This is a genomic window from Streptomyces sp. NPDC056231, assembly GCF_048270745.1.
In the GTDB taxonomy this organism is placed as follows: Bacteria; Actinomycetota; Actinomycetes; order Streptomycetales; family Streptomycetaceae; genus Streptomyces.
This window is the reverse complement of sequence record NZ_JBLVKW010000067.1, coordinates 22,938-44,651: the sequence shown is the minus strand read 5'-3', so window position 1 is coordinate 44,651 and position 21,714 is coordinate 22,938. Positions and strand designations below refer to the sequence as shown.

Here is a 21,714-nt window from a genome sequence, read left to right as displayed (position 1 = left end):
GGCATGCACGCCCGGCCGGAGCACCGGCGGCTCCCGGGCCAGGAGCCGGATGGGGAGGGCTGCTCGATCCGCCCGCGCAACCCCCGACGTGGGACGTACGGCCGGGCGGCCCGCCCCCGCAGGCGCGCTCTCCTGCACCGATGCAGTACGTTCACACCATGTCCCAGCCCGCCAGGTCCCCCCGTGTCTCCGCCGCGCCCGACGCCCCGGAAAGTGCCGCAGGAACGCGCGCCGCCGCTCAGCGGCTCAAAATGCGCCGCGAACTGGCCGCCGCGGCGATGGAGCTCTTCGCCACGAAGGGGTACGAGGCGACGACGGTCGACGAGATCGCGGGCGCCGCAGGTGTCGCCCGGCGGACCTTTTTCCGGCACTTCCGCTCCAAGGAAGAAGCGATCTTCCCCGACCACGACGACACTCTCGTCCGGGCCGAGGCCGTCCTCAATGCCGCCCCCGCGCACGAGCACCCGCTGGACACCGTCTGCCGCGGCATCAAAGAAGTCATGAAAATGTACGCGGCCAAGCCCGCGGTCTCGGTGGCCCGCTACAAGCTGACCCGTGAGGTCCCCACGCTGCGGGAGGCCGAGATCGCCTCGGTGGCCCGTTACGAGCGGCTGTTCACGCGCTATCTGCTGGGCCACTTCGACGAGCGCGACCACCATGTCGGCAACGACGACCCGCTGCTGGCGGAGGTCGCGGCGTCGGCCGTCGTCACCGCGCACAACCATGTGCTGCGCCGCTGGCTGCGGGCAGGCGGCCAAGGCGATGTGGAAGCCCAGCTCGACCACGCCTTCGCAATCGTCCGGGACACGTTCGGGACGGGCATCGGGGCCGGGCGCATCGCCGGGGTCGAATCGACGCCGGCACCCGCCGCCTCGGTGAGCACCGAGGGCGAGGTGCTCGTCGCGGTGGCACGGACGGACGCACCGCTCGACGAAGTGATGCGCACGATCCAGCAGGCACTCAAGGACCGCTGAGCGGGGGCCTGCCGGCCGGCGCGACGGGGCAAAGCCTGCTGGGAGGGGCACCAGCGGCCGAGCCCGCCCGGCGTTCGCGCGTCCGGGCGGAGAAACCCGGTTGCCGCGCCCGTACCGTCGTGTTCCGGTGGGCGGATGACTCATGATCGCGACCTCCTGCTGACGCTCTTCGACCGCGAGTTGCGCGAGCACGCCCGCCCCGACGGGCCCGGCGTCCACGTCGAGCGCACCGCCGATGTCGTACGGCAGGCCGGGTCGGCCGACGACTGGAACGGTGTCGTCTGGTCAGCCCCCGGCCTGGACGCCGTACGGGCGGATGCGGCCATCGCCGAGCAGGTGGAACACTTCACGGCGCTCGGCCACGACAAGTTCGAGTGGAAGCTGTACGCGCACGACCGGCCGGCCGACCTGGCGCGGCGGCTGGTGGACGCCGGCTTCGTGGCGGAGCCGCCGGAGACCCTCCTGGTCGCGCCGGTGGCGGACGTCCCGGCGGCCGTGGAGCTGCCCGAGGAGGTCACGCTGCGCACGGTGTCGGACGAGGCCGGTGTGGAGCTGATGGCCGCGGCCCACGAGCGGGCGTTCGGCTCGGACGGGTCGCGGCTGCGGCACCAGGTGCTGGCGCGGCTGGCCGAGGCCCCGGACAGCTTCGTCGGGGTGCTGGCCATGGTGGGCGGCGAGCCGGTGAGTTCGGCCCGGATGGAGCTGTACCCGGGCACCGGCTTTGCGGGGCTCTGGGGCGGCGGGACCGTGCAGCCATGGCGCGGAAGGGGTATCTACCGGGCGCTGGTCGCCTACCGTGCCCGGATCGCCGCCGAGCGCGGCTTTCGCTATCTGCAGGTCGATGCGACCGACCTGAGCAGGCCGATCCTCCTGCGGCTCGGTTTCCGGGCCCTGTCCACCACCACGCCGTATGTGTACCGGCGCCCTGCCTGACCGGACACAGAGGGACGGAACGACGCGAAACAGCCTCATCGCCGCTCATGCGTGCCCAGCGGACGACAGCTGAGAGAAATTGCTGGCACCGAGTGCCTTGCCAGGTGTCACGGAGTGCCATACGTTGAAGTAGTCCGGGCGGCCGGCGTGCAGATACCTCACGTACGCCGGCTGTCCCCGCAAGCCATGTGCTGCGCGCCCGGACGCCTGCGTCACAGGCAATCCCTTCCGCTCCACCAGAGCAAGCCGAAGCTTTACCAGCCGAACCGACGGCAGCACCTCCACACCGCATCGCACCCCGTTGGCAGGGACTCTCAAGCGTCCCTCGACGCATTCCCCGAGCTCTCGGCTCCGCTCGAGCAGGGGAGACCCCATTCCGGAGGCACACCGTGAAGGAAATCCTGGACGCGATCCAATCGCAGGACAGCACCGCCGCAGATTTCGCGGCCCTGTCCATCCCTGAGTCGTACCGCGCGGTGACCGTGCACAAGGACGAGACAGAGATGTTCGCCGGGCTCGCCACCCGCGACAAGGACCCCCGCAAGTCGCTGCACCTCGACGAGGTGCCGGTTCCGGAGCTCGGGCCCGGTGAGGCGCTGGTCGCCGTCATGGCCAGCTCGGTGAACTACAACTCCGTCTGGACCTCGATCTTCGAGCCGCTCTCCACCTTCGGGTTCCTCGAGCGCTACGGAAAGCTCAGCGAGCTCACCAAGCGCCACGACCTGCCGTACCACGTCATCGGCTCCGACCTGGCGGGCGTCGTCCTGCGCACCGGCCCCGGCGTCAACGCCTGGCACCCCGGTGACGAGGTCGTCGCACACTGCCTCTCGGTCGAACTGGAGTCCTCGGACGGTCACAACGACACGATGCTCGACCCCGAGCAGCGGATCTGGGGCTTCGAGACCAACTTCGGCGGGCTCGCCGAGATCGCGCTCGTCAAGTCCAACCAGCTGATGCCGAAGCCGCAGCACCTCAGCTGGGAGGAGGCCGCGGCTCCGGGCCTGGTCAACTCCACCGCGTACCGCCAGCTCGTCTCGCGCAACGGCGCCGGCATGAAGCAGGGCGACAACGTGCTGATCTGGGGCGCCAGCGGCGGACTGGGTTCATACGCCACGCAGTTCGCGCTGGCCGGTGGCGCCAACCCGATCTGTGTCGTCTCCAGCGAGCAGAAGGCGGACATCTGCCGGAAGATGGGCGCAGAGGCGATCATCGACCGCAACGCCGAGGGCTACACATTCTGGAAGGACGAGCACAACCAGGACCCGCGCGAGTGGAAGCGGTTCGGCAAGCGCATCCGCGAGCTGACCGGCGGCGAGGACGTCGACATCGTCTTCGAGCACCCGGGCCGCGAGACGTTCGGCGCCTCGGTGTACGTGACCCGCAAGGGCGGCACGATCGTCACCTGCGCCTCGACCTCGGGCTACAACCACGAGTACGACAACCGTTACCTGTGGATGTCGCTGAAGAAGATCGTGGGCTCGCACTTCGCCAACTACCGCGAGGCGTGGGAGGCCAACCGACTGGTCGCCAAGGGCAAGATCCACCCGACGCTGTCGAAGGTCTACTCCCTGGAGGAGACCGGCCAGGCCGCGTACGACGTGCACCGCAACCTGCACCAGGGCAAGGTCGGCGTCCTGGCGCTGGCCCCGCGCGAGGGCCTGGGTGTCCGCAACGAGGAGCTGCGCGAGCAGCACATCGACGCCATCAACCGCTTCAGGGATGCCTGACGTGGCCGGGCGCCAGAAGGACCGCCCGTGGCTCATGCGGACGTACGCCGGTCACTCGACCGCCGAGGCGTCCAACGAGCTCTACCGGCGCAACCTCGCCAAGGGCCAGACGGGTCTGTCGGTCGCCTTCGACCTGCCGACCCAGACGGGTTACGACCCCGACCACATCCTCGCCTGCGGCGAGGTCGGCCGGGTCGGCGTGCCCGTCTCGCACCTCGGCGACATGCGGCGGCTGTTCCAGGACATACCGCTGGAACAGATGAACACCTCGATGACGATCAACGCCACCGCGATGTGGCTGCTGGCCCTCTATCAGGTGGTCGCCGAGGAGCAGGGCGCCGACGCCACGAAGCTTCAGGGCACCACACAGAACGACATCGTCAAGGAGTACCTCTCGCGCGGGACACATGTCTTCCCGCCCGGTCCCTCGCTGCGGCTGACCACCGACATGATCACGTACACGGTCAACCGCATCCCGAAGTGGAACCCCATCAACATCTGCAGCTACCACCTGCAGGAGGCGGGTGCCACTCCGGTCCAGGAGATCGCGTACGCCATGTCGACGGCCATTGCGGTCCTGGACGCCGTGCGCGACTCGGGCCAGGTACCGGAGGAGAAGTTCGGCGATGTGGTCGCCCGCATCTCCTTCTTCGTGAACGCCGGCGTCCGCTTCATCGAGGAGATGTGCAAGATGCGTGCCTTCGGCCGCATCTGGGACCAGGTCACCCGCGAACGGTACGGCATCACCGACGCCAAGCAGCGCCGGTTCCGCTACGGCGTCCAGGTCAACTCGCTCGGACTGACCGAGGCGCAGCCGGAGAACAACGTCCAGCGCATCGTCCTGGAGATGCTGGCCGTGACCCTCTCCAAGGACGCCCGCGCCCGGGCCGTGCAGTTGCCCGCATGGAACGAGGCGCTGGGGCTCCCCCGGCCCTGGGACCAGCAGTGGTCGCTCCGCATCCAGCAGGTCCTCGCGCACGAGAGTGATCTGCTGGAGTACGAGGACATCTTCGCCGGATCGCATGTGATCGAGGCCAAGGTCGACTCCCTGGTCACCGAGTCCCTCGCGGAGATCGACCGGATCCAGCAGATGGGCGGCGCGATGGCGGCCGTCGAGTCCGGCTATCTGAAGTCGGAACTGGTCTCCTCGCACGCGCGGCGGCGGGCCCGGATCGAGGGCGGCGAGGAGAAGATCGTCGGCGTCAACATCTACGAGACGACCGAGCCGAACCCGCTCACGGCGGACCTCGACGGCGCGATCATGACTGTCGACCCCGCCAATGAGGCGAGGGTGGTCGCGGCGCTCCACGAGTGGCGCGACCACCGTGACGAGGCGCGCGCCTCCGAGGCCCTCGCGGCGCTGAAGAAGGCCGCGGCCGGCACCGAGAACCTGATGGAAGCGACCGTGGAGTGCGCCCGCGCGGGTGTCACCACCGGCGAGTGGTCGTGGGCGCTGCGCGATGTGTTCGGCGAGTTCCGGGCCCCGACGGGTGTCTCGTCCGCCCCGGTCGCCGTCACCGCGGAGGCCGGCACGCCGCTCGCTCTCGTACGGGAGAAGGTCGCCCGCACCGCCGATGACCTCGGCGCCGGACGGCTGCGGCTGCTGGTCGGGAAGCCGGGCCTGGACGGGCATTCCAACGGCGCCGAGCAGATTGCCGTACGGGCCCGTGACGCCGGGTTCGAGGTCGTCTACCAGGGGATCAGGCTGACCCCCGAACAGATCGTCTCGGCGGCGCTCGCCGAGGACGTGCACTGCGTCGGGCTGTCGATCCTGTCCGGCTCGCACGCCGCGCTGGTGCCGGACGTGCTGAACCGACTGCGCGCGGCCGGCGCGAACGACATCCCGGTGATCGCGGGCGGGATCATTCCGCCCGCCGACGCCGCCGTGCTGATCGAGGCGGGTGCCGCCGCCGTTTTCACCCCGAAGGACTTCGGTATTACGGAGATCATCGGCCGTATCGTCGACGAGATCCGGAAAGCGAACAAGCTCGACCCTCTGGAGGTCCCCGCATGACCCAGACCGCCCACCCGTCTCCCGCCACCGCCCTTCCGGGGAGCGGCTCCGCCGCGCACCTCTCGAACCGCCTGCGTCCCCGCCGCTCCTGCCTGGCCGTGCCCGGCTCGAACCCGCGGTTCCTGGAGAAGGCCCAGGGTCTCCCCGCCGACCAGGTCTTCCTGGACCTCGAGGACGCCTGCGCTCCGCTTGCCAAGGAGGGCGCCCGGCACCACATCGTCGACGCGCTGAACAATGGCGACTGGACGGGCAAGACCCGGGTCGTCCGCGTCAATGACTGGACGACGCACTGGACGTACCGCGATGTGATCACGGTCGTCGAGGGCGCGGGCCAGAACCTCGACTGCATCATGCTGCCGAAGGTGCAGGACGCCCAGCAGGTCGTCGCGCTCGACCTCCTGCTGACCCAGATCGAGAAGACGATGGGCTTCGAGGTCGGGAGGATCGGTATCGAGGCGCAGATCGAGAACGCCAAGGGCCTGGTGAACATCGACGACATCGCCGCCGCCTCGCCGCGCCTGGAGACGCTCATCTTCGGCCCGGCCGACTTCATGGCGTCGATCAACATGAAGACCCTGGTCGTCGGTCAGCAGCCGCCCGGCTACGGCGCCGACGCGTACCACTACATCCTGATGCGCATCCTGATGGCGGCCCGTACGCACGACCTCCAGGCGATCGACGGTCCCTTCCTGCAGATCCGTGACGTGGACGCGTACCGCGAGGTCGCAGGCCGTGCGGCTGCGCTGGGCTTCGACGGCAAGTGGGTGCTGCACCCCGGTCAGGTCGACGCGGCCAACGAGGTGTTCTCGCCCTCGCAGGAGGACTACGACCATGCCGAGCTGATCCTCGACGCATACGAGTGGTGCACCTCGGAAGAGGGCGGCAAGAAGGGCTCGGCGATGCTCGGCGACGAGATGATCGACGAGGCCAGCCGGAAGATGGCGCTCGTCATCGCGGGCAAGGGCCGCGCGGCCGGTATGCAGCGCACCTCCAAGTTCGAAGCACCGGAGGCCTGATCATGCAGTTCGGACGTACCTATGAGGAATTCGAGGTCGGTGCGGTGTACAAGCACTGGCCCGGAAAGACGGTCACCGAGTACGACGACCATCTTTTCTGCCTACTGACCATGAATCATCACCCGCTGCACATGGACAGCAACTACGCGGAGAAGACGACCGATTTCGGCAAGAACGTTGTAGTCGGCAACTATATCTACTCGTTGCTGCTCGGCATGTCCGTGCCGGACGTCTCCGGGAAGGCGATCGCCAATCTGGAGGTCGAGTCGCTGAAGCATGTCGCGCCGACCTTCCACGGCGACACGATCTACGGCGAGACGACCGTCCTCGACAAGACTCCGTCGAAGTCCAAGAGTGACCGCGGAATCGTTCACGTGGAGACCAAGGGCTACAAGCAGGACGGGACACTCGTCTGCGTGTTCCGCCGCAAGGTGATGGTCCCCACCGAGACGTACATCAAGGAGCGTGGCGGCGAGCAGCCCGGCCGCCCGGAGCTGAACCAGCCTTCGCAGAAGAACGTGGAGAAGTAGCCATGACGCGACTCGCCCAGACCGCCGGCCTGACCGACATCCAGCAGGAAATTCTCTCCACGGTCCGGGATTTCGTCGACAAGGAGATCATTCCTGTCGCAACCCGACTGGAGCACCGCGACGAGTACCCGACGGAGATCGTCGAGGGGCTCAAGGAACTCGGTCTGTTCGGGCTGATGATTCCCGAGGAGTACGGGGGTCTGGGTGAGTCGCTTCTCACATACGCGCTCTGCGTGGAGGAAATCGCCCGCGGCTGGATGAGTGTGTCGGGAATCATCAACACCCACTTCATCGTGGCGTACATGCTCAAGCAGCACGGTACCCAGGAGCAGAAGGACACGTTCCTGCCCCGCATGGCGCTGGGCGAGGTCCGGGGCGCGTTCTCGATGTCCGAGCCGGCCCTGGGCTCCGACGTCTCCGCGATCACCTCCAAGGGCGTCAGGGACGGCGACGGGTACGTCCTGAACGGCCAGAAGATGTGGCTGACGAACGGCGGCACGTCCTCGCTCGTCGCCGTACTGTGCCGGAGTGACGAAGGCCACCCCGAGGGCACGGCCCCGCACAAGTCGATGACGACCTTCCTGGTGGAGAAGGAACCGGGCTTCGGCGAGGTCCGGCCGGGGCTCACCATCCCCGGAAAGATCGACAAGATGGGCTACAAGGGCGTCGACACGACCGAACTCATCATGGACGGACTTCCCATTCCGGCCGATCGTGTACTCGGCGGCACCACCGGCCGCGGTTTTTACCAAATGATGGACGGCGTCGAAGTCGGCCGGGTAAATGTGGCCGCGCGTGGTTGCGGCGTCGCGCAGCGTGCATTCGAACTGGGCGTTTCCTACGCTCAGCAACGCCATACCTTCGGAAAGCCGATCGCCCAGCACCAGGCCATCCAGTTCAAGCTGGCCGAAATGGCCACCAAAGTCGAAGCCGCCCACGCGATGATGGTCAATGCAGCACGCAAAAAGGACTCCGGGGAACGAAACGACCTGGAGGCCGGGATGGCGAAGTACCTTGCCTCCGAGTACTGCAAGGAAGTCGTCGAGGACGCCTTCCGCATCCACGGCGGCTACGGCTTCTCCAAGGAGTACGAGATCGAGCGCCTCTACCGGGAGGCTCCGATGCTGCTGATCGGTGAAGGTACCGCCGAGATCCAGAAAATGATCATCGGGCGCCGACTGCTCGAGGAGTACCGATTCCAGGGATGATTGTCCCCTTCGAGGCGATTTGGCCGCGAAGAAGATCACACCCTGTCAACCTTTGCCGGTGCCTTCAAGCCGTCCGACTCGGCTGCTGGCTTGCCCAGTTGCGGCCCGCAACCGATAACATCGCCGGAAAAGCCGCCGTCCCCCGTTGCCAGCGCGGCCTCATCCGCTACGAAGGTCATCCATGCCCGACAGCCAAACCTCTGCACCACGCGGCGGAGTCCGCCTTGCGCGCGGAGCTTCGCCGTGGCTCCTCCCGACCGTTGCCACCGCGGCCCTCAGCATCGCCCGGGCCCGCAAGTCCGGACGCTGGGCCGCGGTGGCCGTGCCCACCACCGCCTTGGCGGCGGGCATGCTGTGGTTCTTCCGCGACCCCGAGCGCGAGATCACCCAGGGCCGGGTCATCTCTCCGGCCGACGGTGTGGTGCAGAGCATCATGCCGTGGAAGGACGGACGCACCCGCGTCGCGATCTTCATGAGCCCGCTGAACGTCCATGTCAACCGTGCGCCGCTGGCCGGCACCGTGACGTCGGTCGAGCACATCCCCGGCGGGTTCGTTCCGGCGTTCAACAAGGAGAGCGAGAACAACGAGCGCGTTGTCTGGCACTTCGACACAGAGCTCGGCGACATCGAGATGGTGCAGATCGCGGGTGCGGTCGCCCGTCGCATCGTCCCGTACCTCCCGCAGGGCACGAAGGTCGAGCAGGGCGAGCGCATCGGTCTGATCCGCTTCGGCTCCCGGGTCGACATCTACCTGCCGGAGGGCGTCGAGGTCGCGGTCGAGGTCGGCCAGGCCACCACCGCGGGGGTGACTCGAATTGACCGTGATTGATCCCGACACACAAGCCGGCTGGGTGCCCGAGAGCGAGTGCGAGGACGACGTCGAGGACATGCCGCTCTCACTGCGGCTGTCAATAGCGGACACCCTTACCCTCGGTAACGCCACGTGCGGTTTCATGGCGGTGTACTTCACCACCACGGGAATCCTCATCCCGCACCTCACGGGCAGCGACGAGAGTGGCATGGCCCGGCACTCCGCGGCCACCGCCGTGATCCTGATGCTCCTCGCCGCGGTCTTCGACCTCTTCGACGGGCTGGTGGCGCGCAAGCTCCGCTCCTCGCCGATGGGCGCGGAGCTGGACAACCTCTCGGACCTGATCAGCTTCGGACTGGCCCCGGCGTACTTCGTGCTCGTCTACGGCATGGTCGCGGACGACGCCTACCAGCGGGTGTCGGCGCTCGCGGCGATCGTCGTCCTGCTGGCCGTGGTGCTGAGACTGGCCAGATTCTCCTGCGTGACCATGAAGGACGGCATGTTCCAGGGCATGCCGAGCCCCTTCGGAGCGCTCACGGTCGTCTCGATCGTGCTCCTCGAGCTGCCCTTCGTGCCGACGCTCATCGCGATCATCGGAGTGGCGTGGCTGATGGTCAGCCGGGTCGAGTACCCGAAGCCGCGGGGAGTCCTCGCGGTGGCGATGCTCAGCTGGATCGTTTCCGCGATGGGTCTGCTCGCGGCATGGGCGTTCGATGCCCCCAGCGGTCGTCTGCTCCTGCAGACCGGCTGTGCGCTGCAGGTGGTCCTGGGAGCGGTCATCCCGCTCTTCGCGACGGCGCGGCGGGTGAACTCCTTCCGCGGCAATCGGCGCGAGGCCCGGGCGGCTCAGCTGCCCTAGCGATACAGAACAGGCCATACGAGGGCCCGGGTGCTTCCTCAGCACCCGGGCCCTCGCGCATGTCCGGCCGGGGACCCGCTACGCGTCCCACGCGCCGACCCAGCGGGCAGCGAGCAGGACGGCGATGTCGTCGGGGCGGTCGGGCTCCCGTCTCGCCTCTCTGATCACCAGGTCCGCCAGGCCCGCGAGGGACGGAACGTCGGCTGCCTCGATGATGCCGCGCAACCGCTCGATTCCGTCGTCGATATCGGCCCCCACCTGCTCGACCAGTCCGTCGGTGTACAGCGCCAGGATGGCGCCCGGGGGCAGCCGCAGGCTGCTGACGGGGTAGGTGGTGTCGGGGGTGACACCGAGCACCACCCCGCCGGGGAGTTCCAGGACCTCGGTCGTGCCGTCCGGGTGGCGCAACAGGGGTTGCGGGTGCCCGGCCCGGACGAGTTGCGTCCGACCGGTGGCGGGGTCGAGGACGATGTAGCAGCAGCTGGCGATCTGGCCCGGGTCGAGGTCGATGAGCAGGCGGTTGGTGCCGCACATCACTTCCTGCGGGTCGTGCCCGCTGAGCGCGAAGGCGCGTACGGCGCTGCGCAGCTGGCCCATCGTCGCCGCGGCGGCGACACCGTGCCCCTGGACGTCCCCGATGACCAGGGCCAGCCCCCGGCCGGTCTCGATGACGTCGTACCAGTCGCCGCCGATGTCCATGCCCTGGGTGCCGGGGAGGTACCGCCCCGCGGTGTCGACCTGGTCGAGTACGGGCAGCCGTTGCGGCAGCAGGGCGTTCTGCAGGCCGCGGGCCACGGCGGACTCGGTGTCGTACCGCTGGGCTCGACTGAGGGCATGGGCGATGAGTCCGGCGAGCGCGGTGAGAACCGTGCGTTCCTCAGGGCTGAAGCCGCGTGGCTGGTCGAAGCCGAGGATGCAGGAGCCGACGGGCCGCCCGGAGGCGATGAGCGGCAGGAAGGCGCTGGCGCCGACGCTCGAGCCCAGGGGAATGCCGGGGTAGGCGGAGGCCAGGCGCTGCATGGATTCGAAGTAGATGGGGCGGCCGGAGGTGAGCGCCTCGACGCCGGGCAGATGGGCGTCGAGCGCGACGCCGTCGAAGCGGTTCAGGAAGCCGTGCGGGAAGCCGGTCTCCCAGGCCAGGTAGAGGTGGCGTTCACGCAGGAGGTAGATCGCCAGCTGCCTGCCGCCGAACGCGGGGAGCAGCTCCTGGGTGACCACCGCGGACACCTGGCGGGCGGTGACGGCCTCCGTCAGCGCGATCGCGAGGGCGACGGGACGGTACACCCCTGCCGCGAACTCCGTCGGGGAATCCAGGCCCTTGCCCCATGCGACGGAGTCGCCCGGCGGGAAGGAGGGCTGTTCCGTGGCGGAAAGTGTGGCGGTGACGCCGTCGTGGCCCGGATACAGGGACACCGCCAGCCAGTCCCGCTCAGTGCGGCGCGCGAGAAAGTGCACGGGTTCGTGGGACAGCAGTGCGGCCCGGTGGTGGTCCTCATAGGCGGGACGCCCGAACCACGGCAGGGCGTCCCACAGGAGGCTTCCGACCAGCTCGGCCCGCTGCCGGCCGAGCAGCTCCTCCGCCAGTTGGTTGACGTACATGATCCGTCCGAGCCGGTCGAGCGAGAAGATGCCGTGCGGGAGCCGGTCGGCGGCCTCGGCAATGACCGGTCCGGCCCCGAGGTCCACCAGGAATCCGGTCAGCGTCCCGGCTGCGCTGCTACGCGGTGGCTGGGCCCAGCGGCTGGAGAGTTCCAGCAGGTTGGTCCGGCCGTCGGGGCCGCGCAACCGCATCCTGCGGACGAGCGGCCCGCCCGCGCTCGCCGCCCGGCGGGCCAGGGTCCACAGTCCGTACACATCCTCCGGTGCCAGCAGTGCCATCAGGGCGTCGATGGTGCCCGGGAACCGCGCGGACTCGGTGCCGAGGATCCTGCACAGCTCCGCGTCGGCGTCGACGGTACCGGTTTCGAGGTCCCAGTCGAAGTGCCCGATCCGTACCGGTGGCACGGCGACGGAGGGCAGCTGCACGGGGACCGGCTCGCTGTCCCATACGACCTTGGTGCCTCCGGCCACCAGTCCGGCGAGCTCCGCGCCGAGCCGATGGGCGATGTCGCGGAGCTCGCGCCGGTCGGCGTCCGAGACGGGTTCGCCGGGGGTGGCCGGGCGCAGCACCACGAGGACGCCGAACTTCTCCTGCCCGCCCAGGACGGGCACGTACAGCGAACCGAACGGGAACGGCATGCCGGCCATCAGCTGCGGGAACCGGCGCATGCCCTCGTCGACGTCAGCGAGGTGGACGGGCTTCCCCGAGCGGTACGCCTCGGCCACGGGGAAGGGCCGGTTCACATGCATGCGCCACCAGGGGCGGAACAGCTGGGTCGGCAGCCCGGCAAGCACCGAGAGACGCAGCAGATCGGGGTCATGGGAGCGCAGAAACATGCCGCCGGCGTACCCACCAGCGGACTCGATCGCGCTCACTGCGGCCTGCGCGAGCACCAGGGACAATTCGTCCGGCACCCCGCCGCCGCTCACCCTTCCCGGCACCACCGCTGTCTCGGGCGGAGGGTACGGGGGCAGGCCGTACGAGGTCACACAGCCAGGATGCGCCCCGGCCGGGCGGCGGCGCACCTCGGTGCCCCTGGCGGGAAGGATGCGCGAGGCATGGGCCGCCGGACGGACGGGGCACCGGTCCGGCGGCCGGCGCCGATCGGCCTCATCGCACCCGGATACCGTGCGCTGCGGCCCTGACTGCCCGGACGGGCAGGCTGCCGTCGCGCAGACGGCGCCCGCCGCGCCCGTTGTCCACCGCGACAAGCTCGCTGAGGATGGACAGGGCGCTCTCGGCGAGGGACGCCCCGCCGAGATCGAGGCCCGCCGGGCCCGCCAGGCGGTCCAGTCCGGGAGTGTCGGTCAGGCGCCGCAGACGTTGTGCGTCGGGTCCAGGTGGAACAGGGTGGCCACCGTCATGGCGACCAGGAAGGGTGCCTGGTTGGAGTCGACGATCAGCCGACGACTCATATGATCACGCGTATGCCGCCTGTCGACCGACGGGCTGCGACGAGTGGGGGTGACAGGCGGATGTGGCCGCGAGTCAACGGTATGCGCGCGCTGGAACTTGGCTTCCCCGGTGACATGCGGGACGAGCTCAATGCCTTGGTTCTGACGGGTACCAAGACCGCCACGACCTGTCTGCTCGACGAGTACGCCGAAGAGACCGAGGGCCTGGAGTACGTCGGTGAGCGGCAGGCTCTCCTGGACAACGAGGGCCGGTATGTCGCCACCCTGGAGTTCACCGGCGTGGAGGTGAAGCCCTTCGGCGATGTCACCTGGGAACATGCCAGGGCCGAGGGCGAAGGCGACGCCTCTCTTGAGGCCTGGTGCGATGTGCACCGCCGCTTCTGGGACCGTGCGGGCACTCCGGTCGATGATCACACCGTTGTCGTCTGTCTGGCCTTCCGGGTGGCGGAAGGCGGCTGATCGGCCGGTCCACGCCTGTGACGCCCTCCCCATGTCCGCGGTCGAGCCATGTCCCGTCGTCCGAGCCATTCGGAGAGGGGTGCGGAGAGCGACGGGGTGGCGGGGGAACCGGAACGGACCCGTTCCGGACCCGGAACGGGTCCACGTCGTCCCGCCCCCGCGTCGCCCCGCCCGATCAGCTCAGCACGTTCGCTCACGACAGGAAGTCGCGCGCGATCCCCTCCGCCACCCGCTCCAGCAGTGGCCCCGCCTGCGCCATGCACACGGCGGGGTCCGGCTCCAGGTCGGTGAGGGCGTACGCGCGCCGGATGCCCGCACGTCCCAGTTCCTCCGGGGGCAGCGCGAGACGGCCGCAGACCGCCACCACCTCCAGGCCCGCCGCGCGGGCCGCCGTCGCGACGCCCGCCGGAGCCTTGCCGTGCAGGGTCTGCTCGTCGAGAGAGCCCTCCCCCGTGATCACCAGCGTGGCGCGGGCCAGCGCCGGGGCGAAGCCGAGGACGTCGAGCATGACCTCGATGCCGGGGCGGAACCTGGCGCCGAGAGCGACGAGCGCCCCGTAACCGATGCCGCCTGCCGCACCCGCCCCGGGCAGTTTCGCGTGGTCCGGGCCGAGGACGGACGCGTAGTGGGTGAGTGCCGCGTCGAGGGTCGCAATGTCGTCCTCGGTCGCGCCCTTCTGCCGCCCGTAGACCTCCGGGGCGCCCTTCGGGCCGGTCAGCGGGTTGTCCACGTCGCTGGCGAGGATCAGGTCCACGTCGGCCAGCCGCGGGTCGAGGCCGGTCAGATCCACCTCGGCCAGCTCCGCGAGGCCACCGCCCCCGGGGCCGACGGGCTTGCCGTCCGCGTCGAGGAAACGGGCACCGAGTGCGGCGAGCATGCCCGCGCCGCCGTCCGTGGTGGCACTGCCGCCGACCCCGAACACAATGGTCCGGGCGCCCGCGTCCAGCGCCGCGGCCAGCAGCTCGCCGGAGCCGTACGTCGTGGCCGTCAGAGGGGCGAACACCCCTGCCGGAAGGTGCTGGAGGCCGGAGGCCTCGGCCATCTCCACCACCGCGGTCGTGCCCCGCAGGGCGTACGCCGCGGTCACGGTCTCCCCGCGCGGCCCGGTCACCTGCGCCTCGCGCCGCTCGAATCCGGCGGCCACCGCCGCCGCCACCGTGCCGTCACCGCCGTCCGCCACGGGCAGGGTCTCGACCTGCACCTGGGGTACGACGCGCCGCAGCCCGGCCGTCACCCGCTCCGCGACCTGTACCGCCGTGAGCGATCCCTTGAACTTGTCCGCCGCGACGAGCACTCGGGCGGTCTCCATCACTGCTCCGTCCGTCACCTTGCATCCCTTGCTTTCGAACAGGCAGTCGCGCCGCCCCGACCCTATCCGGAGCACCCGCCCTCTGCCCATGGGTGTCCAGGCCCTGGACCTGCAAAACGGCGGACGTGCCGGCCCCCACTACGCTGCGCACGTGACCACCACTGACTACGCCACGTACATCGCAGGACTGCCGAAGGTGCTGGCCGCCGCGGCAACCGTCTTCCGGGACGGGGAAGGACGAGTGCTGCTCGTCGAGCCGAACTACCGGGACGGCTGGGCCCTGCCCGGTGGAACGATCGAGTCCGACGAGGGCGAGACCCCGCGGCAGGCCGCACGCCGCGAAACGGTCGAGGAGATCGGCCTCGATCTGGAGCCGGGACGGCTGTTGGCGATCGACTGGGCACGCAGCCCCGAGCGTCCTCCGATCGCCGCCTACCTGTACGACGGCGGGGTCCTGGACAAGGCGCAGTTGACGGCGATCCGGCTGCAGGAGGAGGAACTCCTCTCCTGGAAGCTGGTGGAACGCGGCGCACTCGACCGGTATCTGCCCGGTCCCCTCGGACACCGGGTCCGGGCGGCGCTGGAGGTGCTCGACTCCGGAGCGGGCGCCGTGGAGCTGGAGGACGGCAGGCCCACCGCCTCCTGAGAACTCCCGGCTCACGGTCATTCCTCCCGTATCGGCGTCGTTCCCGGGTCCGGCGACCGGCGCCGCACGCGGGGTACGCACTGCCGCCGTCGCCGGCGGACAGCAATGTGACGACAGGACCCGGCACCGGCCGATATCACCTCGCGGGCGGCAGCCGCCGCTGCGTACGCTCGCCGTATGACTCTCGTCGCGATCCTCAGCGGCGCCGGAATCTCCACGGATTCCGGCATCCCCGACTACCGCGGGCCGAACGGGCTCTGGCGGAAGGACCCGGAGGCCGAGAAGCTCGTCACGTACGACTTCTACATGGCCGATCCGGAGATCCGCCGCCGCTCCTGGCAGATGCGCCGCACCAGCGCGACCTGGCACGCCGAGCCGAACGCCGCCCACCGTGCCGTGGCGGACCTGGAGCGGTCCGGGGTCCCCGTGCGGGTGATCACGCAGAACGTCGACGGGCTGCATCAGCTGGCCGGCCTCTCCGCCCGCAAAGTACTCGAACTGCACGGCACCGCGCGTCAGGTGGTCTGCACCCGCTGCCATGCCCGCTCGCCGATGGCGGCGGCGCTGACCCGAGTGGAGGCGGGTGAGGAGGACCCGGCGTGCACGGTCTGCGGCGGCATCCTGAAGTCGGCGACCGTCATGTTCGGTGAGCGGCTCGACCCTGTGGTGCTGAGCGAGGCGATGTCGATCGCGAAGGCGTGCGACGTGTTCATCGCGGTCGGTACGACGCTGCAGGTACAGCCCGCCGCGTCACTGGCCGGGATCGCGGCGGAGCACGGGGCGCGGCTGATCGTGGTGAACGCCGAGCCGACGCCGTACGACGAACTGGCGCAGGAGACGATCCGCGAGCCCATCGGGACCGCGCTGCCGTCGCTGCTCGCGCGGCTGTCCGCCGAGGCAGCCAAGGGGACCGGCGGCTAAGAGCCTGTCGGGTGACCTTCGATCGGAGAGCGGACGCGGCATGGTGCGTGCGATTCCAAGGCGCCGGGATGGCCTCGTAGCGGAGCTACTAGGCCATTTCGGCAACGCCGGAAGCGTGCGTGCCAGGGCGTGGCCGCCCGATCAGAGGTCACCCGACAGGCTCTAAGGGCTGTCCCGTAATCCCTGACGGGCGCGCGACGGCGGCTGCGGCACCTCGCCGCGTTGTCGGAACGCCCGAATACACCCAGTATGAGGACGCGCCTCCGCCTTGCGATGCACCGCATCTGACGCCGCGCGCTGATCCACCAGGGATGACAGGACAGCCCTTAGGGCGTGTCCAGTTCCTGCGCGATGCGGCGCGAGGGCCGGAACGTGTAGAGGTCGAGAATGTCGGGGGCGTCCGCGAGGCCGGGGCCGCCCGCCTCGACCCAGGTGACGATGTCGGCGACGGCATCCGGGTCGTTGACCAGCCCGAGCCAGACCGGGCGGCCACCCGCCCGCCTGCCCTCGGCCGACGGCTGCACGACCATCACATTGGCCTGCTCGCACGCGTCCAGACATTCGACGGCCCGCACCGTGGCGACCTCGCCGAGTGACCGGCGCAGTGTGGCGAGCTGTCCGGCATGGTCCACGTCCGGGATCTTCGGCGTACCGCAGCAGCAGCCGCGGCAGACGCTGATGGTGGGGCGGGGCGTGCCCTGGGCGGGTGTGGCGGCCTTGCGCGTGCGGCGGCTCATGCGGGAACGCTCCAGGTGGCGGCGCGGATGATCACCGTGGGACCCTATCGAGCACTCTCCACAATCGAACACCTGCACCCTTCTCTCGGCGGCCGGGTGAATCAGTGAGGTAAGGTGGGTGGCTGCGAAGGGGAGTAGCCCCGCAAACCGGTCGTCGACACACTGGAACCTCCGGGTTCCCGGTGGCCGGGCTCGTAGATCATTACGGGCGGGCGAGACCTTCGGTCAGGTATGACACGCCCACAGCCTGTGGGTGCTGCGGTCATGCCGGGCCGAGTGGTCCTCCGAAAAGCCCGAGTGGCGCTTCGCGGAAAGGCCCGGGCCCGGCTCTCACAGAAAGCCACCCGGAATGCATCTCGACCCCCTGGCGATCGTCACCGCCTTCGGGCTGATCTTCCTCGCGGAACTCCCCGACAAGACCATGTTCGCGTCGCTGGCCATGGGCACGCGCATGCGGCCGCTCTACGTCTGGTTCGGCACCTCCTCCGCGTTCCTCGTGCATGTCGCGATCGCCGTCGGCGCGGGCGGTCTGATCGGGCTGCTGCCCGACTGGATCGTCAAGCTCGTCTCGGCCGCCCTCTTCGGGTTCGGCGCGTTCATGCTGCTGCGCAACGGGGGCGACGACGGCGACGAGGAGAGCGACACCAGGACCGTGACCGGCTTCTGGCCGGTCTACTCGACCGCGTTCATGGCGGTGTTCATCAGCGAATGGGGGGACCTCACCCAGATCACCACCGCCAACCTGGCCGCCAGCAACGGCACCTGGTCCACGGCCATCGGGTCCGCGGCCGCTCTGATGTCCGTCTCGGCGCTGGCGCTGGTCGCCGGGCGCTTCATCGCCAAGCGGGTGCCGCTCAAGACGGTGCAGCGCATCGGTGGCCTCTGCATGCTGGGGCTCGCGATCTGGTCGGTCGTCGAGATATTCATGGCCTGAGCCGGGTCCACGACGCAGCCACCACGAAGCCCGACGGCCGCCCCGTGCGTCCGCCGGGCTTCGGCGTGTCCGGAGCACGCCCTAGTACTGGGCGTCCCTGGTCCGCGTACCCGTCGTCCCCCGATTCCCTCCCGTGCGTATCTCCCGGCGCAGTGGCAGCGTGGGATGGGAGGCACAGACCCACACGCACGGGGACGGCCCGGATGCACGAAGATCGTGGTCGCACTGTTGGCGGCAGGGACCTTGGCGGACCGGCGGAACACCATTCCTGGGCGCGCCGCCTGCGTTCCTGGCCGAGGGGGCGCAGCCTCGCCGGGCAGACTTTCCTCTGGCTGCTGGCAGCCGTGGTGCTGCTCGTCGTCGCGGCGCTGGCGGCGCTCGTCCTGCAAGCCCAGCACTACAGCAAGATCGACGCGGAACACCGCACGGCCGCCGCCGCCATCGCGGTGTCGCAGTCCCCGGGGGTGGTGCAGGCCCTCGAGAGCGCTCATCCGAGCGCGATTCTGCAGCCGCTCGCCGAACAGACCCGGAAGAGCGCCGGCCTCGACTACGTCGTCATCTACAACTCCCGGGGCATCCGCTATACCCATCCCAATCCCCAGCTGATCGGGAAACACGTCCTCGGCCCGTACGAGTACGCCCGGAAGGGGCCGAGCACCGTCACCACTGCCTCGCCCCTGGGCCTCACCGTCGACACGACCGCGCCCATCAAGAGGCCCGATGGCTCGGTCGCCGGGTTTGTGTCGGTAGGCATCACGGCCGAGCACGTGACCGGTGTCGTGAACCGCCAGTTGCCGGTGCTCCTAGGCGGCACCGCTGTCGCGCTGGCCCTCGGCATGGCCGGCGCGGCCCTGGCGAGGCGGCGGCTGCGCCGCCAGACGCATGGCCTGGGGCCCTCCGAGATGACCCGGATGTACGAGCACCACCACGCGGTGCTGCACGCGGCCCGCGAGGGCGTGCTGATCGTCGGCGGGGACGACCGGCTGATCCTGGCCAACGACGAGGCCCGGCGCCTGCTGGATCTGCCCCCCGAGCCCGAGGGTCGGCCGGTCCAGGACCTCGGGCTTGATCCGAAGCTGGCCGGGCTGCTGGCGTCCGGGCGCGTCGTCACCGACGAGGTGCACCTGGCCGGAGACCGCCTGCTCGCCGTCAACAACCGCCCGACGGAGCCCTACGGCGGACAGCCCGGCAGTGTCGCGACGCTGCGCGACACCACCGAGCTGAGGCGCCTGGCCGGACAGGCCGAGCTGGCCCGCTCCCGCCTGCAACTGCTCTACGACGCGGGAATGCGGGTCGGGACCACGCTGAACGTGGTGCGGACCGCGCAGGAGCTGGCGGACGTAGCGGTGCCACGGTTCGCGGACTTCGCCACGGTCGAGCTGGCCGATCCCGTCCTGCGGGGCGACGAACCGCCCTTGGGCACGGGCACGGCGCCGGGCCTGCAGATCCGCCGCACGGCGGCGAGCGGCATCAGGGACGACCACCCGCTCTACCCCGTCGGGTCGACGATGAGCTTCGCCTCCGCGACACCGGAGGGCCTCAGCCTGGACACCGGCCGCGCCGTACTCGCCGCCGATCTGAGCCAGGCGCACGCATGGCGGTCGAGCGACCCCGAGAGCTCCGACGCCATCCTGTCGTACGGGATCCACTCGCTGATCTCCGCGCCGCTCCAGGCTCGCGGCCTGGTCCTGGGCATGGTCAACTTCTGGCGCTTCGGGGATTCCGAACCGTTCGGGGACGACGACGTCTCCTTCGCCGACGAGCTGGTCGCCCGCGCGGCGATCGCCGTCGACAACGCCCGCCGCTTCACCCGTGAGCACACCATGGCCGAGACGCTGCAACGCAGCCTGCTGCCCCGCGGCGTCCCCGAGCAGAGTGCCCTGGACCTGGCGTACCGCTACCGCCCGGCGCACCATGGCGTCGGCGGGGACTGGTTCGACGTCATCCCGCTGCCGGGATTCCGTGTAGCGCTGGTCGTCGGCGACGTCGTCGGCCACGGCCTGCACGCCGCGGCCACCATGGGCAGGCTGCGCACGGCGGTCCACAACTTCTCCACCCTCGACCTGCCCCCCGACGAGCTGATCGCCCACGTCGACGAGCTGGTGGCCCGCATCGATCAGGACGAGGCGGCCGTGGAGGGGGAAGAGGGCGATGGCGGCCGGATCACGGGCGCCACTTGCCTGTACGCCATCTACGATCCGGTGTCCGGACGCTGCACCATGGCGCGGGCGGGTCACCCCCTCCCTGCGCTCGTACGGCCCGACGGTGGTGTCGAGTTCGTCGACCTGCCCGCGGGTCCGCCCCTCGGCGTGGGAACCCTGCCCTTCGAGACGGCCCAGCTGCGGCTGGAGGCGGGATCCCGGCTCGTGCTCTACACGGACGGGCTGGTCGAGAACCGGCACCGCGACCTGGAGGACGGGCTCACCCGGCTGCACGGCTGCCTGTCCAGGGCCCGCACCAACAGGTCCCCGGAGGAGATCTGCACGACCGTCTTCGATGCGATGGTGCAACCGAACCCGAGCGACGATGTCGCGCTTCTCGTCGCGCGCACGCACCTGTTCGCCCCTGACCAGGTGGCCACCTGGGACGTGCCCCGCGACCCCGCCGCCGTCTCCCGCGTCCGCTCGGCGTGCGTCGGACAACTCACGGCCTGGGGCCTGGAGTCGCTCTCCTTCACCACGGAACTCATCCTCAGCGAGCTGATCACCAACGCCGTCCGCCATGGCACCGAGCCCATCCACGTCCGCCTGCTCCGCGACCGCACCCTCGTCTGCGAGGTCTCCGACGGCAGCAGCACCGCGCCCCACCTCCGCTACGCAGCCACCACCGACGAGGGCGGCCGCGGGCTGTACCTCGTCGCCCAGCTCGCCGAACGCTGGGGGACCAGGTACACGGAACGGGGCAAGGTCATCTGGACGGAACAGGCCCTCACCACGAGGCCCGGGCCGTTCGACGCCATGTCTTTCTAGCTGTGGTTTGTTGAACCGGAGAGTAGATATTGAGTGGGTGGCCTGCGCCGACGGCCCTGATCCCGCCTGCCAGGCGACGCCTGGCCCGCCCTACGGGCGCACGACGCCACTGCCGAAACACGCCCTAGAAGAGCGCCGGTGTGTCGCCCTCCGTGCCGTTCTCGAAGGCCAGCAGCCGCTGCTTGCGGTCGAGTCCGCCGCCGTAGCCGGTGAGGCTGCCCGACGCTCCGATGACCCGGTGGCATGGGACGATGATCCCGATCGGGTTCTTGCCGTTGGCGAGGCCCACAGCACGGGAAGCACCCGGCTTGCCCAGGTTTTCGGCGAGTTCCCCGTACGAGCGTGTCTCGCCGTACGGAATCAACCGGAGCTGTTCCCAGACGCTGCGCTGGAACGGGGTGCCGTCCAGGTGCAGGGGCAGGTCGAACTCCCGCAGTTCGCCCGCGAAGTAGGCGTCCAGCTGGCAGATCGTCTCCGTGAAGGGGCGCGGGTCGGGCTCGCCGAATGTTTCCTCGGGTGGGCGGTGCCGCTGCCCGGTCATATAGAGGCCCGAGAGGACGCCGTCGGTGGCGACGAGGGTCAATGGACCATACGGGCTGTCGACGACCGTGTGCTGCCGGGTCGCGGCGAGTGTCGCAGTCATGAGTGAACT

At 69.7% G+C, this 21,714-nt stretch carries 18 protein-coding genes; 14 read left to right on the top strand and 4 right to left on the bottom strand.

Annotated features, from left to right (window positions below; genetic code table 11):
• The first annotated feature begins 158 nt into the window (after positions 1-158).
• From ACNPQM_RS34160 to pssA, 9 genes are all read left to right on the top strand, one after another.
• Positions 159-974 carry a TetR family transcriptional regulator gene (locus tag ACNPQM_RS34160; protein ID WP_358858602.1) on the top strand — a complete coding sequence of 272 codons (816 nt, stop codon included), beginning with the start codon at positions 159-161 and terminating at the stop codon, positions 972-974.
• Positions 975-1,109: 135 nt separating this feature from the next.
• The gene (locus ACNPQM_RS34155) at positions 1,110-1,907 is read left to right on the top strand and encodes a GNAT family N-acetyltransferase (RefSeq protein ID WP_418087016.1); all 798 of its coding nucleotides are present in this window, start codon (positions 1,110-1,112) and stop codon (positions 1,905-1,907) included.
• A gap of 389 nt (positions 1,908-2,296) precedes the next feature.
• Positions 2,297-3,634 carry a crotonyl-CoA carboxylase/reductase gene (gene ccrA, locus ACNPQM_RS34150; RefSeq protein ID WP_358858604.1) on the top strand — a complete coding sequence of 446 codons (1,338 nt, stop codon included), beginning with the start codon at positions 2,297-2,299 and terminating at the stop codon, positions 3,632-3,634.
• A gap of 1 nt (position 3,635) precedes the next feature.
• Positions 3,636-5,648, top strand: a complete 2,013-nt coding sequence (locus ACNPQM_RS34145; RefSeq protein ID WP_418087015.1) for a protein meaA — start codon at positions 3,636-3,638, stop codon at positions 5,646-5,648.
• Positions 5,645-6,664 carry an HpcH/HpaI aldolase/citrate lyase family protein gene (locus ACNPQM_RS34140; RefSeq protein ID WP_418087014.1) on the top strand — a complete coding sequence of 340 codons (1,020 nt, stop codon included), beginning with the start codon at positions 5,645-5,647 and terminating at the stop codon, positions 6,662-6,664. Before ACNPQM_RS34145 ends, ACNPQM_RS34140 begins: the two co-directional genes overlap by 4 nt.
• Positions 6,665-6,666: 2 nt before the next feature.
• A complete protein-coding gene (locus ACNPQM_RS34135; protein WP_327243403.1) occupies positions 6,667-7,194 on the top strand; it encodes a MaoC family dehydratase in 528 nt (175 codons plus the stop codon).
• Positions 7,195-7,196: 2 nt separating this feature from the next.
• Positions 7,197-8,402 (top strand): acyl-CoA dehydrogenase family protein, encoded by a 1,206-nt coding sequence (locus tag ACNPQM_RS34130; protein WP_418087013.1) that lies wholly within the window; start codon positions 7,197-7,199, stop codon positions 8,400-8,402.
• Between the two features lie 181 nt (positions 8,403-8,583).
• On the top strand, positions 8,584-9,231 hold the full coding sequence (locus ACNPQM_RS34125; protein WP_358858608.1) for a phosphatidylserine decarboxylase: 648 nt from the start codon (positions 8,584-8,586) through the stop codon (positions 9,229-9,231).
• Positions 9,218-10,072 (top strand): CDP-diacylglycerol--serine O-phosphatidyltransferase, encoded by an 855-nt coding sequence (gene pssA, locus ACNPQM_RS34120; RefSeq protein ID WP_418087012.1) that lies wholly within the window; start codon positions 9,218-9,220, stop codon positions 10,070-10,072. The genes ACNPQM_RS34125 and pssA overlap by 14 nt, the downstream gene beginning before the upstream one ends.
• Positions 10,073-10,150: 78 nt before the next feature.
• Here the strand turns inward: pssA and ACNPQM_RS34115 are convergent, their stop codons facing one another.
• The gene (locus tag ACNPQM_RS34115) at positions 10,151-12,661 is read right to left on the bottom strand and encodes a SpoIIE family protein phosphatase (RefSeq protein WP_418087011.1); all 2,511 of its coding nucleotides are present in this window, start codon (positions 12,659-12,661) and stop codon (positions 10,151-10,153) included.
• 486 nt (positions 12,662-13,147) lie between these two features.
• Between ACNPQM_RS34115 and ACNPQM_RS34110 the strand changes: the two genes are divergently transcribed.
• Positions 13,148-13,546, top strand: a complete 399-nt coding sequence (locus ACNPQM_RS34110) for an ASCH domain-containing protein (RefSeq protein ID WP_418087010.1) — start codon at positions 13,148-13,150, stop codon at positions 13,544-13,546.
• Positions 13,547-13,739: 193 nt separating this feature from the next.
• Here ACNPQM_RS34110 and ACNPQM_RS34105 read toward each other — a convergent pair whose 3' ends face one another.
• A complete protein-coding gene (locus ACNPQM_RS34105) occupies positions 13,740-14,855 on the bottom strand; it encodes a glycerate kinase (protein WP_418087017.1) in 1,116 nt (371 codons plus the stop codon).
• Between the two features lie 151 nt (positions 14,856-15,006).
• Between ACNPQM_RS34105 and ACNPQM_RS34100 the strand changes: the two genes are divergently transcribed.
• Together ACNPQM_RS34100 and ACNPQM_RS34095 are read left to right on the top strand one after the other, a co-directional pair.
• The gene (locus tag ACNPQM_RS34100; RefSeq protein WP_418087009.1) at positions 15,007-15,501 is read left to right on the top strand and encodes an NUDIX domain-containing protein; all 495 of its coding nucleotides are present in this window, start codon (positions 15,007-15,009) and stop codon (positions 15,499-15,501) included.
• A 177-nt stretch (positions 15,502-15,678) separates the two neighbouring features.
• Positions 15,679-16,422, top strand: coding sequence for an SIR2 family NAD-dependent protein deacylase (locus tag ACNPQM_RS34095; protein WP_418087008.1), 744 nt, complete (start codon positions 15,679-15,681; stop codon positions 16,420-16,422).
• A gap of 326 nt (positions 16,423-16,748) precedes the next feature.
• Here the strand turns inward: ACNPQM_RS34095 and ACNPQM_RS34090 are convergent, their stop codons facing one another.
• Complete coding sequence (locus tag ACNPQM_RS34090) at positions 16,749-17,159, bottom strand: (2Fe-2S) ferredoxin domain-containing protein (protein ID WP_358858614.1); 411 nt, start codon at positions 17,157-17,159, stop codon at positions 16,749-16,751.
• Between the two features lie 349 nt (positions 17,160-17,508).
• On the opposite strand from ACNPQM_RS34090, the gene ACNPQM_RS34085 reads away from it, so the two are divergent.
• Both ACNPQM_RS34085 and ACNPQM_RS34080 read left to right on the top strand, forming a co-directional pair.
• Positions 17,509-18,093, top strand: a complete 585-nt coding sequence (locus ACNPQM_RS34085; RefSeq protein WP_358858615.1) for a TMEM165/GDT1 family protein — start codon at positions 17,509-17,511, stop codon at positions 18,091-18,093.
• Positions 18,094-18,296: 203 nt separating this feature from the next.
• Positions 18,297-21,062: a SpoIIE family protein phosphatase gene (locus tag ACNPQM_RS34080; protein WP_418087007.1), complete on the top strand. Its 2,766-nt coding sequence runs from the start codon at positions 18,297-18,299 to the stop codon at positions 21,060-21,062.
• A 124-nt stretch (positions 21,063-21,186) separates the two neighbouring features.
• Here ACNPQM_RS34080 and ACNPQM_RS34075 read toward each other — a convergent pair whose 3' ends face one another.
• The gene (locus ACNPQM_RS34075; RefSeq protein ID WP_418087006.1) at positions 21,187-21,705 is read right to left on the bottom strand and encodes a methylated-DNA--[protein]-cysteine S-methyltransferase; all 519 of its coding nucleotides are present in this window, start codon (positions 21,703-21,705) and stop codon (positions 21,187-21,189) included.
• Positions 21,706-21,714 lie beyond the last annotated feature (9 nt).